General features: G+C 49.4%; 13 protein-coding genes and 1 riboswitch. Of the genes, 7 read left to right on the top strand and 6 right to left on the bottom strand.

All coding sequences use genetic code 11. The features are described from left to right. Positions 1-548 precede the first annotated feature (548 nt). From hemG to BZG80_RS14645, 3 genes are all read right to left on the bottom strand, one after another. Complete coding sequence (gene hemG, locus BZG80_RS14655; protein WP_025744923.1) at positions 549-1085, bottom strand: menaquinone-dependent protoporphyrinogen IX dehydrogenase; 537 nt, start codon at positions 1083-1085, stop codon at positions 549-551. 18 nt (positions 1086-1103) lie between these two features. Next, positions 1104-2561, bottom strand: coding sequence for a TrkH family potassium uptake protein (locus BZG80_RS14650; protein WP_077461805.1), 1458 nt, complete (start codon positions 2559-2561; stop codon positions 1104-1106). Positions 2562-2646: 85 nt separating this feature from the next. Next, positions 2647-3270 carry a YigZ family protein gene (locus BZG80_RS14645; RefSeq protein WP_077679683.1) on the bottom strand — a complete coding sequence of 208 codons (624 nt, stop codon included), beginning with the start codon at positions 3268-3270 and terminating at the stop codon, positions 2647-2649. A gap of 216 nt (positions 3271-3486) precedes the next feature. On the opposite strand from BZG80_RS14645, the gene fadB reads away from it, so the two are divergent. The 3 genes from fadB (at position 3487) to acuI (ending at position 7996) form a co-directional block, all read left to right on the top strand. Beyond that, positions 3487-5667 carry a fatty acid oxidation complex subunit alpha FadB gene (gene fadB, locus BZG80_RS14640; RefSeq protein ID WP_077576839.1) on the top strand — a complete coding sequence of 727 codons (2181 nt, stop codon included), beginning with the start codon at positions 3487-3489 and terminating at the stop codon, positions 5665-5667. Positions 5668-5683: 16 nt separating this feature from the next. After that, positions 5684-6847 (top strand): acetyl-CoA C-acyltransferase FadA, encoded by a 1164-nt coding sequence (fadA, locus tag BZG80_RS14635; protein WP_077679682.1) that lies wholly within the window; start codon positions 5684-5686, stop codon positions 6845-6847. Positions 6848-7003: 156 nt separating this feature from the next. After that, entirely contained in the window at positions 7004-7996 is a 993-nt protein-coding gene (gene acuI, locus BZG80_RS14630; RefSeq protein ID WP_077576841.1) for an acrylyl-CoA reductase (NADPH), read from the top strand. A 171-nt stretch (positions 7997-8167) separates the two neighbouring features. Here acuI and BZG80_RS14625 read toward each other — a convergent pair whose 3' ends face one another. Further along, positions 8168-8371, bottom strand: a complete 204-nt coding sequence (locus BZG80_RS14625; RefSeq protein ID WP_025744548.1) for a hypothetical protein — start codon at positions 8369-8371, stop codon at positions 8168-8170. A 122-nt stretch (positions 8372-8493) separates the two neighbouring features. Between BZG80_RS14625 and tusA the strand changes: the two genes are divergently transcribed. After that, complete coding sequence (gene tusA, locus BZG80_RS14620) at positions 8494-8742, top strand: sulfurtransferase TusA (RefSeq protein ID WP_077461800.1); 249 nt, start codon at positions 8494-8496, stop codon at positions 8740-8742. Between the two features lie 35 nt (positions 8743-8777). Here tusA and BZG80_RS14615 read toward each other — a convergent pair whose 3' ends face one another. Then, the gene (locus BZG80_RS14615) at positions 8778-9338 is read right to left on the bottom strand and encodes a TMEM165/GDT1 family protein (protein WP_025744547.1); all 561 of its coding nucleotides are present in this window, start codon (positions 9336-9338) and stop codon (positions 8778-8780) included. Positions 9339-9430: 92 nt separating this feature from the next. Beyond that, positions 9431-9540: riboswitch (yybP-ykoY riboswitch) on the bottom strand. Positions 9541-9714: 174 nt separating this feature from the next. Here BZG80_RS14615 and glyQ point away from each other — a divergent pair. From glyQ to BZG80_RS14600, 3 genes are all read left to right on the top strand, one after another. Next, entirely contained in the window at positions 9715-10626 is a 912-nt protein-coding gene (glyQ, locus tag BZG80_RS14610; protein WP_025673809.1) for a glycine--tRNA ligase subunit alpha, read from the top strand. A 9-nt stretch (positions 10627-10635) separates the two neighbouring features. After that, positions 10636-12705: a glycine--tRNA ligase subunit beta gene (glyS, locus tag BZG80_RS14605; protein WP_077679681.1), complete on the top strand. Its 2070-nt coding sequence runs from the start codon at positions 10636-10638 to the stop codon at positions 12703-12705. 319 nt (positions 12706-13024) lie between these two features. Continuing rightward, positions 13025-14278, top strand: a complete 1254-nt coding sequence (locus BZG80_RS14600; RefSeq protein WP_077679680.1) for a valine--pyruvate transaminase — start codon at positions 13025-13027, stop codon at positions 14276-14278. 259 nt (positions 14279-14537) lie between these two features. Here BZG80_RS14600 and BZG80_RS14595 read toward each other — a convergent pair whose 3' ends face one another. Further along, positions 14538-14978, bottom strand: a complete 441-nt coding sequence (locus BZG80_RS14595; RefSeq protein WP_025744545.1) for an Hsp20 family protein — start codon at positions 14976-14978, stop codon at positions 14538-14540. Between the last annotated feature and the right edge of the window lie 174 nt (positions 14979-15152).

Below are 15152 nucleotides of genomic sequence, written 5' to 3'. Positions count from 1 at the left end.
GGTGTTTGCTTTTCCAAAGAAAAGACAAACGGCTCGATAAATACTGTTTTGTTCRTCTCTTGCGAGAYRAACGAATTGACTGTGCCGAACAACGTAAACGTTGTTTCGTATTGGTCACTCAGTTCATCGAATAAATCTTTTTGTCTATTCTCAACGAGTGCCCACACAGATTGCATAGGTCAAATTGTTAAAGAGCGTTGACTGCGCGAAGCTGCGCTTCGCTTGGTCAGGGCTGCGTATCTTACGCGCCTTGCCGTTAAAGTCAAGAAGAAATTTTATCTTTTATTTTCAACCCTCAGGCTGGAAACAAAACCTCTTTTTGACTCCCCTAACGCTTGGCGTTAAGTGGACGGCTATCTTAATCTTTTAAAAACTCACGTCAAGCGTTTATTTTTATTTGATTTTTTACTTCAACATGGCGCTGAGCGCTTGCCCTGTGTGCCGTGTCGATGGAGGCGCATTATAGAGAAATTGATCGCCTTAGCAAGAGGGAAAAGCGACTTTTTTTGCAAAAAGCCGCCGTTCGGTCAAAGAATCAGCGCTATGGGCTAAAACTGAGCAAATTGATCAGTAAATGCTTTCACTTTTTGCCAATCGGTATATTCCACTTCCTTACTCGTATCCGTCTCGCCGCCGGTAATATGCATAATCAAGCGAATCATCATACGATCGAACCATTTATAGCGCGGGTAGTAGAGGGCTCCGGCGAACACGCCATGCAACTGAGGCGTCCATGGCGACTTTTCTAGGAACTTACGACTATAGGCACTCGTTTCTGCGGTATCTTTACCAGGTTTACGCGCGGTTAAATTGACACTAAAGAAGCCCGCTTTCACTCGGTTTAGCTGTTCGCTGTGCGTATCGATAAATTGATAGAGCTTTTTATTGAAGTGGCCGTAACGAATCGATGCTCCGATTAACACCCGATCATATTGGGTAAGATCGAGTGTTGGCACTTGATGGAGATCGCTCACGTCACACTGCGCACGTTCTCCAAGCTGACTCTCTATATAATGTAGAATCTTCTTAGTTTGCCCTTCCCGACTTGAGTGTAACAGCAGCACTTTCTGCGTTGCGTTGCTCATTGCTTCTCCTTCCCCTGTTTAGCTACGCCAAAAAGTGGGGGTAAATAAAACCAGTAATGTGAATATCTCTAAACGACCAAACAGCATCGCCAGGATCAGCACCCATTTCGCTGTGTCATTAATATCACCAAAGTGAGCAGCCACTTCGCCCAAGCCTGGGCCGAGATTATTGAGTGTGGCCGCCACAGCCGAAAAAGCGGTCAGCTCTTCGATGCCGGTTGCAATTAACGCCAGCATACAGATCACAAAGACCAACGCATAGGCGGAGAAAAATCCCCATACCGCGTCGACGACTTGTTGACGTAAGGCTTTGTTGCCCACCTTAATCGTATACACTGCACGGGGATGGACTAAGCGCTTAAGCTCGCGCGTACCTTGTAGTGAAAGCAATAAGATACGAATGACTTTCATCCCCCCACCTGTTGAGCCTGCACACCCGCCGATAAAGGAAGTGAATAACAATAGAACAGGTAAAAACAGCGGCCAATGAGCAAATGTCGTCGTGGTATAGCCTGCGGTGGTTGAAATAGATACCGACTGAAATAATGCTTGAGTGAAAGTTTCAGCGGAACTGTCATAGACTTGATGGCCACTAAGCATGGTGAAGACGACCAGCCATAGTAGGAATTGAATAAGTAAAAACGCGCGAAATTCGGGATCACGTAAGTAAAACTTTAGATTAAGCCCGTTATTAGCAAACGCCGCAAAGTGCAGCGAAAAGTTACACGCTGATATTAACAAAAAGACCACGGTGATCAGGTTTACGGCCGTACTGTCAAAGTGACCGATACTTGCGTCATGGGTTGAAAAACCGCCAATTGCAACGGTTGAAAAGCTATGCCCAATCGCATCAAACGCTGACATACCGGCCAACCAATAGGCTAACGCGCAGCTGACCGTCAGTGTCAGATAAATGTACCAAAGGACTTTCGCGGTTTCGGCTATCCTGGGCGTCATTTTGGTATCTTTGACCGGCCCTGGGATCTCTGCACGATAAAGCTGCATGCCCCCGATGCCGAGTACGGGAAGAATCGCCACCGCTAAGACGATAATCCCCATTCCGCCCAGCCATTGAAGCAGCTGGCGATAAAATAAAATGGCCTTGGGCAACTCATCCAGACCAACAATCACGGTCGCCCCTGTCGTCGTTAACCCCGAAAAGGACTCAAAAAACGCCTCACTGACCGATAAATCAGGCTGTTCCGACAACATCAGCGGCACAGAGCCTGCGCTGCCGATCACCGTCCAGAACAGCACGACAATTAAAAAGCCATCGCGCGCTTTGAGTTCATGCCGGTAATCACGGTTTGGAAACCAAAGCAGTCCCCCCCCCGCAAGCAGTAAGAAAAATGTCAATACAAACGGGAGCCCAGCACCGTCACGGTAAATAAAAGCCACCAGCGCAGGGGCGAGCATGGTAATGCTGAACAGGGCCAGTAGAAGTCCGACGATGCGGGTAATGGAACGAAATTGCATAGCCTGACGTGGCCCTCTTATCAGCGACAGCCTTTTACTGCCGTCTCATCGTTACACGTAAAGCAGGCTAAATGCCTGACGTTAATTATTGATGTTCTGTCGAGCAAGCTTGTGCCTGCCCACGAGTTTGATTTTTTAGCGCATCAAGAAAACCTTCGATGAATCGCGCATCAATACGGACAGCTAGCTGCACATTATGACTGAACGCTGCATCAAGCTGAATGCCATGGTACTGCTTTAGTAGCGCCTCGATAGTATCAATGTGAGCATATTCACAGCTTATTGTGTAAGGAACCGTGACAGCAACCTCACGCGTTGTTAATAAGCTTAGCGCTTGTTGCACACTGGTACCGTATGCTTTCACTAAGCCCCCGGTACCCAGTTTGATCCCACCGAAATAACGGACAACCACCGCACAGATCTCTCCGACCTTTGCGCCCGACAGTTGCGCAAGCATTGGTTTACCTGCGGTTCCTGCGGGCTCGCCATCGTCACCACAGCCCCATTGTACCGATGATTCGGGTCTTCCCGCGACGAAGGCCCAACAATGATGGCGCGCATCAGGGTAAGCGTTGCGTAAAGATTGAATAAACTGCTTCGCGTCTGCCTCACCCGGTGTGTGAGCAAGATAGGTGATAAATCGGCTCTTTTTTATTTCAAGCTCGTGCCTGACAGTCTCTGCAGGAACCGCATAAGGCGTGATCGGCATAATGATATAATCCTTCAGTTTCTACCTTGCACTTTATCATATCTCCGCTTCTTCTACAGGGACGCCCATGCAGTAAAAACAATCCACACCACATATTTTAAACATTCGTTTAACTTTTGGTTGTCATTTATTATAACAATGATCCACACTAGAGCTCATCTGGTCTAACCAGAACAGTATTCAACCAGGATGGTACGGCCAACGTGGAGAAAAACCATGATCTACCAAGGAGATAACCTTTCAGTTCGTGCATTGGAAAACGGCATTGTAGAACTGACACTGGACAGCCAGGGTTCTGTCAACAAACTGGATCTGTCGACGCTAGAAAGCTTAGACCGAGCCCTCGACGCCTTAGCAGGCCGAGAAGATGTAAAGGGGCTCATGCTCACATCTGCAAAGTCGGCCTTTATTGTCGGCGCCGATATCACCGAGTTTCTCGGTTTATTTGCCAAGCCCGACCAAGAGCTCTCTGATTGGGTGTCGCGCGCGAACGCAATCTTCAATCGTTTAGAAGACCTCCCCTATCCAACGATCAGCGCCGTCAACGGCCATGCCTTAGGGGGCGGCTGCGAGTGTATTCTTTCTACCGATTTACGTGTTGCAAGCTCTGACGCACGGATTGGTCTCCCCGAAACCAAACTTGGTATTATGCCTGGGTTTGGTGGCACCGTGCGCTTACCGCGTTTAGTGGGTGCCGATACGGCGATGGAAATTATCACTGCAGGTAAAGAAAAACGCGCCGCAGCAGCGCTCAAAGAAGGATTAGTGGATGCCGTCGTTGAAGTAGATAACCTTCGTGACGCGGCAATCAGTATGCTCACTCAAGCCATCAATGAAAAAATTGATTGGCAAGGCCGTCGTCAGCAGAAAAAACAACCATTGGGGCTAAACCGCACAGAAGCCGCCATGAGTTTTACCATGGCTAAAGGCATGGTGGCTCAGGTAGCCGGTAAGCACTATCCAGCGCCCATGACTGCCGTGACGGCCATTGAAGAGGCGGCCGGCATGACACGCGATGAGGCACTCAAGGTCGAAAATCGCTATTTCGTGAAACTGGCAAAAACCGACGTTGCTCAAGCCTTAGTCGGGATTTTCCTCAATGATCAAGTGATCAAAGGCAAGGCGAAAAAAGCCGCTAAACAAGGGAAAGATACCCAGCGTGGTGCCGTTCTAGGTGCAGGTATTATGGGCGGCGGCATCGCCTACCAATCGGCCCTAAAAGGCGTGCCTGTGATGATGAAAGACATTGCACAAGCATCGCTAGATTTGGGCATGAAAGAGGCCACCAAGCTACTCAATAAGCAACTCGAACGCGGTCGTATCGATGGCTTTAAAATGGGCCAAGTGCTGTCGTCAATCACCCCAAGTCTACACTATGCCGGCATTGAACATAGCGATGTAGTTGTTGAGGCTGTGGTAGAGAACCCTAAAATCAAAGCCAGTGTTCTCAAAGAGGTAGAAGAGCAAGTGAGTGCGGATGCGGTAATTGCATCGAATACCTCCACCATTCCTATCAATACGTTGGCCAAGTCAATGGCGCGCCCAGAAAACTTCTGTGGCATGCATTTCTTTAACCCCGTCCACCGCATGCCGTTGGTCGAGGTGATTCGAGGCGAAAAGACCTCCGATGAAACCATTGCCCGTGTGGTTGCCTATGCAGCGAAAATGGGCAAATCACCGGTTGTTGTCAATGACTGTCCCGGGTTTTTCGTCAACCGCGTACTCTTCCCCTATTTCCATGCCTTTAGCCTTCTTCTTCGTGACGGTGTGGATTTCCAACGCATCGATAAGATTATGGAGAAGCAATTTGGCTGGCCAATGGGCCCTGCCTACTTGCTCGACGTGGTTGGTATCGATACCGCGCACCACGCGCAAGCGGTGATGGCAGAAGGCTTTCCTGATCGCATGAGTAAATCAGGTCGTGATGCGATTGATGTGATGTTCGACGCCGAGCGTTTCGGTCAAAAGAACGGCAAGGGTTTCTATCGCTACTCTATCGATAAAAAAGGGAAGCCGAAAAAAGAAGCTGATGAGGCCGTACCTGGGTTACTTGCCTCCGTGATCGAGGGGAATCAGTCAGATATCAGTGATGAAGATATAATTGCTCGTATGATGGTGCCGATGGTCAATGAAGTGGCACGTTGTCTCGAAGAAAACATTATCGCCTCTCCTGCTGAAGCAGATATCGCCTTGGTTTATGGCATTGGTTTTCCACCATTCCGCGGTGGTGCTTTCCGTTATGTTGATACTCTGGGTGTTGATCACTATGTCGCAATGGCAGACAAATTCTCTGATCTTGGCGCCTTGTATCATGTCCCAACGGATATGAAACGTCGTGCGGGCGACAAACAGGCTTACTTTGATGTGACCCCGGTCAACGCACCGCAATCAGCCTAAGGTTAAGGAGAGAACAATGAACAATGTAGTGATCGTTGACTGTATTCGTACACCAATGGGCCGCTCTAAAGGCGGTGTATTTCGCAATGTACGCGCGGAGGACTTATCGGCGCACTTGATGAAATCCTTACTGACTCGCAACCCAGCAGTCGAAAGCAGCGCAATTGAAGATATTTATTGGGGCTGTGTCCAGCAAACGCTAGAACAAGGCTTTAATATTGCGCGTAATGCCGCTTTATTAGCGGGGGTCCCACACTCCGTTGGTGCTACCACCGTCAACCGCCTGTGTGGTTCGTCGATGCAAGCGCTACACGATGCAGCGCGTGCAATCATGGTTGGCGATGGTGACACCTTCATGATTGGGGGCGTGGAGCATATGGGACACGTGCCGATGAACCATGGTGTCGACTTCCATCCTGGTTTGTCTAAATCGGTTGCAAAAGCAGCAGGCATGATGGGGCTTACTGCAGAAATGCTTGGTCGTATGCATGGTATTAGCCGCCAAATGCAAGACGAGTTTGCTGCTCGCTCTCATGCGCGTGCTCACGCAGCCACGGTAGAAGGGCGTTTTAGACAAGAGATAGCCCCTATCGAAGGCCATGATGCCAACGGTCTACTGACTCTGGTTGAAGATGATGAGGTGATTCGTCCAGAAACCACGGTTGAAAGCTTGGCCAACCTGCGCCCCGCCTTTGACCCTGTTACGGGCACAGTGACGGCGGGTACTTCATCGGCGCTATCAGATGGCGCATCAGCAATGCTAGTGATGAGCGAAGAAAAAGCCAAATCACTCGGGCTCCCTATTCGAGCACGCATTCGTGCGATGAGCGTTGCCGGCTGTGATCCATCAATTATGGGTTATGGCCCAGTGCCAGCCACCCAAAAAGCACTGAAACGCGCTGGATTGAGTATCGATGATATTGATCTTGTGGAGCTGAACGAAGCATTTGCCGCGCAATCACTACCTTGCGTCAAAGATCTCGGCCTGATGGATAAAGTCGATGAAAAGGTCAATCTCAATGGCGGCGCCATTGCCTTGGGTCACCCATTAGGCTGTTCAGGTGCACGCATCTCGACCACCTTGTTGCATCAAATGGAGCGTCAAGATGCCACCTTAGGGTTGGCAACCATGTGTATTGGTTTGGGTCAAGGGATTGCCACCGTGTTCGAACGCGTGTAATGCCTTCTTCGTGACGATAAAAGAGCGGTGTTTACCGCTCTTTTTTTTGGGTTGCGTCTAACGGCGTTCAATCGCATAGTGATTGATATAACGCAAGTGGTCGATTATTCGCTCGGCCTAGTATGGCCGCTCACTTATTCCAACCGGGAGAATGCCATGTTTAACGCGCTTGTCCTCGAACAACACGAAAAACAAACCCTCGCCAATATCACCGCCTTAGCAGAGAGTGATCTCCCTGACGGCAATGTTACCGTCGATATTGACTATAGTTCACTCAATTACAAAGATGGCCTCGCCATTACCGGCAAAGGGAAAATTGTGCGCCAATTTCCGATGGTGCCAGGTATTGATTTTGCTGGCACGGTTGCAGACAGCCAGCACCCAGACTATCAACCTGGAGATAAAGTGGTGCTGACCGGCTGGGGCGTCGGTGAAGGCCACTGGGGTGGCATGGCTGAGAAAGCGCGCGTTAACGGTGATTGGTTAGTCCCCTTAGCCGAAGGGCTGACTGAACAACAAGCCATGATGGTCGGCACCGCTGGGTTGACTGCCATGTTATGCGTACAAGCCTTGATTGATGGCGGCGTTAAGCCAGAAGACGGCAAAGTATTAGTCACGGGCGCCAGTGGTGGCGTAGGCTCTGTCGCCGTCACCTTATTACATGCTCTCGGTTATCGCGTCAGTGCTGTCACTGGCCGCCTAGACGCAAACCAAACCTGGCTTGAACAGCTTGGTGCCAATGACGTTTTACCGCGCGACGCATTTAGCGCCCCTGGGCGCCCGCTTGATAAACAACACTGGGCTGGTGCAGTTGATACCGTCGGCAGTCAAATGCTCGCCAACGTGCTGTCACAAATTCAGTATGGTGGTACGGTCGCTGCATGTGGCCTTGCCGGTGGCTTTGACCTCCCTGCCACCGTCATGCCATTTATTTTGCGGAATGTACGCTTGCAAGGAGTGGACTCTGTCTCTTGCCCGAGACCACAACGGCTCGCCGCATGGCAGTCACTCACCAAGCTGTTACCCGCACGCTACTTTGAACAAGCGTGCCACACTATCGCCCTGGCCCAGACGCCAGCGTACGCCGATAAAATCATCAATGGCGAAATAAAAGGCCGCGTGGTGATTGATATCACCAAGCAAGACTAACCATAAACGCAAGATTCATCATATGACACAAGGTCAATACTCAGCGAGATATTGGCCTTGTTTCCGTTACTGGTTTTCTCTGAATAACAGGCAAAAAAAATCCCGCTCTGAAAGCGGGGAAGCCCAAGAAAACTAGGGAGTGAGAGTGAGTGTCGCTGTTGAGTGAGTTAGCTAGCCTTGCGAAGAATCTGTTGGCTGAACGGTCAATGTTTCCATCAACAACCCCAGCGCAGACACCAGCAATGCTAAAGTCGTTAATAGAGCGTGACCCTGACTATGCGCTAAGTCTAAAAAAGCAAGGGCGCTCAATCCTGTATAAGCCAATACACGGTAGCCATAAGTAAAACCAAATTGTTGCTCGTTTACTTTTCTCATGCCACTCGCCATTCGTTAACGACTTGTTAATTAATTTACACAATAATTTTACAATCACAACCCTATTTGAATAATTCTGACTCGTAAGTATGATCAGGTCGACATTTTTTGAGGACACCGACATGACGACGCTTTTTAACCATGCTGATCATCAGCTTGATGCTTTAGGGTTGCGCTGCCCTGAACCTGTAATGATGGTACGTAAGCGTATCCGCCATATGGATGACGGTCAGACCTTGCTTATCACCGCTGATGATCCCTCTACGACACGAGATATTCCGAGTTTTTGTCGCTTTATGGACCATACCCTGGTCGCTGCCCAAACAGAGACCGTGCCGTTTCAATTTTTGATCAAAAAAGGGCTGGCATAATGCCAACCCTTATACCAATTCATCATTGTCCTGCGTTAACTCAGTAGATACCAGGTATCGAGTACAGCCAATGCCGCAAACATGGCCGCGGCAAGCGCGCGTACCACCGCAAATGGCACATGGCGCTGAATCTTATCGCCGGCTAAAACCACGGGAACATTAGCTAACAGCATCCCAATGGTAGAACCAATCACCACAACCCACAGTGCATCATTAAACTGTGCCCCCAGTGCCGTGGTCGCCAATTGGGTTTTATCCCCTATTTCAGCGACAAAAAAGGCGGTAAAACTGGCCCAAAATGCACTCTTTCCCTGTATGCCTTCATCCTCAAGCTTATCTGGGATCAGCATCCAAACCGCCATCACACTAAAACTGATAATCAAAATGACGTGTAAAACGGTGTCTGTTAGAACGTCTGCGGCCACCACACCAAGCCATGCGGCTATTGCATGGTTAACCAAAGTGGCTAATAGAATGGCACTGACAATCACCGCGGGTTTTCGAAACCGGGTCGCCAACGCCAAAGATAGTAACTGGGTTTTATCCCCTATTTCCGCCAAGGTGACGGTGGAAATAGAAATAGCAAGAACGCTCATGACAATGCTCATCTGGGGCAGGGCTTATTATGATTCAACCACGACAACACACACGCCCCACCCCGGTTCGTGCGATTGTCGTTGGTCTCGTCAAGCCCAGAGCACCATAAAGGTGGGCTTGCAATCACCATGAAGATTTTGCTTCAACTATGTTGATGATTGCCCCACTGACTGTGCAGTGGTCGACTACTCCCCAAGACGGCGCTAGTTTACGATTTGAACAATCATTTGGCAACGTCTATTCATCCATATTACCGCTGTATCGATAAGTCGGTTAAAGACGCACAAAAATCCGCCAGCCCCCTACTGCTTGAGCGCGCTGCGAGTTATAATTGCCAGCTATTTTCTCCATTCATCAACTCGCGCGAACCTGACAATGCATAAATTCGATATCAAAACCTTTCAGGGTATGATCCTCGCGCTGCAGGATTATTGGGCCCAGCAAGGCTGTACCATTGTTCAGCCGCTAGACATGGAAGTGGGGGCGGGAACCTCCCACCCGATGACATGCTTGCGTGCCCTTGGACCAGAACCGATCGCAGCGGCTTACGTTCAACCTTCTCGTCGTCCAACCGATGGTCGTTATGGTGAGAACCCAAACCGTTTGCAGCACTATTATCAATTTCAAACCATTCTCAAACCATCACCCGACAATATTCAGGAGCTCTATCTAGGCTCTCTGCGTGTGTTAGGTATAGATCCCGAAGTTCACGATATTCGCTTTGTCGAAGATAACTGGGAAAACCCAACACTGGGTGCGTGGGGTTTAGGCTGGGAAGTGTGGCTTAACGGAATGGAAATTACCCAGTTTACCTACTTCCAGCAAGTCGGTGGTCTGGAATGCAAACCCGTTACCGGCGAAATCACTTATGGTATCGAGCGCTTGGCCATGTACATCCAAGAAGTCGATTCTGTCTATGACTTAATCTGGACTGATGGTCCGTTTGGCAAAGTGACCTACGGCGATATTTTCCATCAAAACGAGGTGGAGCAGTCGACCTACAACTTTGAACATGCTGATGTTGACTTTCTGTTCCGCTACTTTGATCAGTGCGAAGCCGAAAGTACCAAGCTCTTGGATCTCGAGCAGCCGCTCCCCTTGCCTGCTTATGAGCAGATCCTAAAGGCTGGTCATGCGTTTAACCTACTGGATGCGCGAAAAGCCATCTCAGTGACTGAACGCCAACGCTATATTTTACGCATTCGTACCCTGACTAAGCGGGTTGCTGAGGCGTACTATGCATCACGCGAAGCACTGGGCTTCCCCATGTGCCGCCACACTCAATAAGGGAGCATCATGGCAACGCAAAATTTCCTGATAGAGCTAGGTACGGAAGAGCTACCACCGACAGCATTGCGCACACTGGCTGAAGCCTTCGCGAGTCAGTTTGAAGCGCAACTAAAAGACGCTGACCTGAGCCACCAAGGTGTTACTTGGTATGCATCGCCTCGCCGGCTGGCGTTAAAAGTGGCCGCTTTGAGCGATCGCCAACCCGATAAGGTCGTAGAAAAACGCGGACCCGCGGTCAGCGCTGCTTTTGACGCCGACGGCAATCCCACCAAAGCCGCCATGGGTTGGGCGCGCGGTAATGGTATTGATGTCAGCGAAGCTGAACGCTTAAAAACCGATAAAGGTGAGTGGCTGCTTTATCGTCAACACGTTCCTGGCCAAGCCATTGACGCTTTGCTGCCCGTGCTAGCCGATAACGCGCTAAACAAGTTGCCTATTCCTAAACCCATGCGCTGGGGTGATAAAGACACCCAGTTTATCCGCCCGGTGAAAACCTTGGTAATGCTATACGGCGAAACCTTAATTGAAGGCACGATTTTGGGCGTGGCGTCCGACCGTGTTATTCGTGGTCACCGCTTCATGGGTGAGCCGAATTTAACCCTGGCTCACGCCGATCACTACCCTGAGCGTCTCGAGCGGGAAGGCAAAGTGATGGCGGATTATGAAAAGCGTAAGGCATTGATTATTAAAGATGCCAAAGCGGCCGCGGACGCAGTGGGCGGAATGGCTGAGCTGGATGAAGACTTGGTCGAAGAAGTCACCTCATTGGTAGAATGGCCGGTAGTACTGACCGCCTCTTTCGAGAACAAATATCTCAAAGTACCGTCTGAAGCGCTGGTGTACACCATGAAAGGCGATCAAAAGTACTTTCCAGTGTATGACGCCAACGGCGAGCTACTGCCTAAGTTTATCTTTGTTTCTAACATTGAATCGAAAGATCCGACACAGGTTATCTCAGGGAACGAAAAAGTCGTACGCCCTCGCCTCGCGGACGCGGAGTTCTTCTTTGATACTGATCGCAGACGCCCATTGATTGATCGCCTGCCAGAGCTTGATAGCGCGGTATTCCAAAAACAATTAGGTACCATTAAAGATAAAACCGACCGCATTACTGCACTTGCAGGACAGATTGCAGAGCGTATCGGTGCCGATAAAGCACACACCGAGCGCGCTGGCCAACTGGCAAAGTGTGACTTAATGACCTCAATGGTGTTTGAGTTTACCGAAACGCAAGGCGTGATGGGCATGCACTACGCACGTCATGATGGTGAACCAGAAGCGGTTGCGCTGGCACTGAACGAGCAATATTGGCCGCGCTTTGCCGGTGATAAGCTACCTACGACGCCAGTATCGTCAGCCGTTGCAATGGCCGACAAAATGGATACCATCGTCGGTATCTTTGGTATTGGCCAAGCACCAAAAGGGAGTGATCCATTCGCCCTACGCCGTGCTGCTCTCGGTGTGCTACGTATTATCGTTGAAAACGGCTATCAGCTGGATTTAGTCGACCTCATTCGCGACGCCAAAGCCCAATACGATGATCGCCTCACCCATAAAGAAGTAGAGACCGAGGTCTTAGACTTTATGCTAGGTCGTTTCCGCAGCTGGTATCAAGATATGGGCTATAGCGTCGATATTATCCAAGCGGTATTAGCGCGCCGTCCAACCAAGCCTGCCGATTTCGATAGCCGTGTGAAAGCCGTTTCTCATTTCCGTAGCTTGGACGAAGCAGAAGCCTTGGCCGCCGCCAACAAACGTGTTGGCAATATCCTTGCGAAGTACGACGGCGAGCTGCCCAGCACAGTCGATAGCAGCTTACTACAAGAAGACGCTGAAAAAGCACTGGCGGATGTAGTGGCAGAAAAAGTCGCTGCGGTTAAGCCTTTGTTTGCTGACAGCGATTATCAAGGCGCGTTGACCGAACTGGCGCAATTGCGCACGCCGGTTGATACCTTCTTTGATAATGTGATGGTCATGGCCGATGACCCAGCACTGAAGGCCAACCGTTTAGCGATGCTTCACCTTATCCGTGAGCAGTTCCTCAACGTGGCAGATATCTCGGTACTGCAAAAATAGACCCATCGAAGGCGTTATCAAACCCCGCACTAGCGGGGTTTTTTATGCTAATCCTGGTTATGTTTCACGTGAAACACTAGGCCTATAACCACGATGAATGCTTCGCATCAGTGTACTTACTTCTTCGTTTTACTCTCAACCTAACCTTCCCAGATAGTGGCATATCAACGCTGTACTGATAACGTAACAACCCTGTCAACCACCGGACTTAAAGAGCGTTCGATAACAGCCTCACAACGCTTTCTTTTTCACAAACAATTGTTGTATGTTGATGGCAGCTTAACCAAAACAATGACATAAATATTTGAAGGCAGTAATCATGGAAGTCACTCACTTTGGCGAGAAACTCGCTAACCACTCGGGTATCACCCAGTTAATGGACGATTTGAATGATGGCTTACGTAATCCAGATGCGATTATGCTCGGTGGCGGCAACCCCGCTGCGATACCGGAAATGCTCGATTACTTCAAAACACTGAGCCAATCGATGCTGGATGATGGTAGCCTCGTCCATGCCATGGCCAACTATGATGGCCCACAAGGTAAGTCGGCATTACTGAATGCCCTCGCCGAGCTTCTCAATAAGACCTATGGGTGGCAGCTTTCCAGTAAAAACATCATGCTCACCAACGGTAGTCAAAGTGCGTTCTTTTATCTGTTTAACCTTTTAGCGGGACGTTATTCAGACGGCAGCCATAAAAAGATTTTACTCCCCTTGGCGCCTGAATATATTGGCTATGGCGATGCAGGGATCAGCGACGATATCTTTGTTAGCTACCAACCTGACATTGAGTTAATGGATAATCGGCAGTTTAAATATCATGTCGACTTTAGTCGCTTAACCATTGATGACAGCATTGGTGCTATCTGTGCCTCTCGGCCGACCAACCCAACCGGTAATGTGCTCACTGATAGCGAGATCCAGCAGCTTGATAAACTCGCGCGCGAGCATAACATTCCATTGATTATCGATAACGCCTACGGTACGCCGTTCCCTGATATTATCTTTGAAGATGTTGCCCCGTTTTGGAACGACAATACTATTCTTTGCTCTAGCCTCAGCAAGCTAGGGTTACCCGGGGTGCGTTGCGGGATCGTGATCGCCAACGAAGATGTCATCCAAGCCATGTCAAATATCAACGGCATCGTTAGCCTATCGCCAAACAGTGTCGGACCGGCAATGGCGCTGGCGATGATTGAACAAGGTGACTTGTTGCGATTAAGCAAAGAGGTCGTTCGCCCCTTCTACCAACAAAAATCACAGCGCACACTTCGTATGGTGTTGGACACTATTAATGATGAGCGTGTTCGCGTGCATAAACCCGAGGGGGCCATCTTTTTGTGGCTGTGGTTTGAAGACTTACCCATTTCTACCCAAACACTGTACCAGCGACTAAAAGCCCGTGGTGTATTGGTGGTGCCAGGCGAATATTTCTTTATTGGTGTGGAAAGCGAGGATTGGCCTCATGCGAGACAATGTATTCGCATGAACTACGTCCAAGACGACGATACCATGCAACGAGGCATAGAGATTATTGGCGAAGAAGTCATCCGTGCCTACCAAGAGGGCTAACACTGTTTCACGTGGAACACTTACCGAGCTCCTTCTTTACTGTTTCACGTGAAACATTGGCTCAGGCTTAGTTCGAACCAACGTAACAATCTGGCAAGTCATCCATCGTTATCATCGACAAGCCAGGTTCCTGCAATGATAAGCAGACTGAAAGCAACCAACATGCATAAATAAAGGGCAGCGTTAGCTGCCCTCTTCGTTACGATTAACTTATTGCTTGGAGTCGCTGCGCCGCTAAACCTTCATGTCTCTGCCGCGCTTATTCTGCGTTTTCTAGCATGCGGTTACCGCCTATTTCGATACGGCGAGGTTTTTCTTCTTCAGGCACCTCACGAACCAGATCAATATGCAGCATGCCGTTTTCCATTTCCGCCCCCATCACTTTAATATGATCGTCGAGGTGGAACTTGCGTTCGAAGTCTCGTTCAGCAATGCCCTGGTATAAGAACTTAGTGTTCTGGTTTCGTTCGGCTTTTTTGCCGGCGACCGTCAGGCTATTTTTTTGCTGAGTGATATCGACTTCATCTTGCCCGAATCCAGCAACAGCCATCGTAATCCGGTACTGGTTCTCCTTACTTTGCTCAATGTTGTAAGGAGGGAACCCACCCGCATTATTAGTGTTACTGTTCTCGACCAAGTCGAACAAACGGTCAAAGCCAATCGCGGTACGATAGAGTGGAGAGAAATCAAAGTTACGCATAATCTTATCCTTCCTATGAAGCAATAAAATGTTATCTACGGCTTTCCAACCTGGACAAGCCCCCAGCGACCCAATGGCATCGCCTCATTACTCTATATAGGGTTGCGCCGATTGATTTCAATGGCTGATTTTAAATTTTTTTTCTGTATGTAATCAGTCATACCTTGCGCATTA

The organism is Salinivibrio sp. MA440, from assembly GCF_001996265.1.
Lineage (GTDB): Bacteria > Pseudomonadota > Gammaproteobacteria > Enterobacterales > Vibrionaceae > Salinivibrio > Salinivibrio costicola.
The sequence above is the reverse complement of the archived record's forward strand: the minus strand, read 5'-3'. Positions and strand labels throughout refer to the sequence as shown.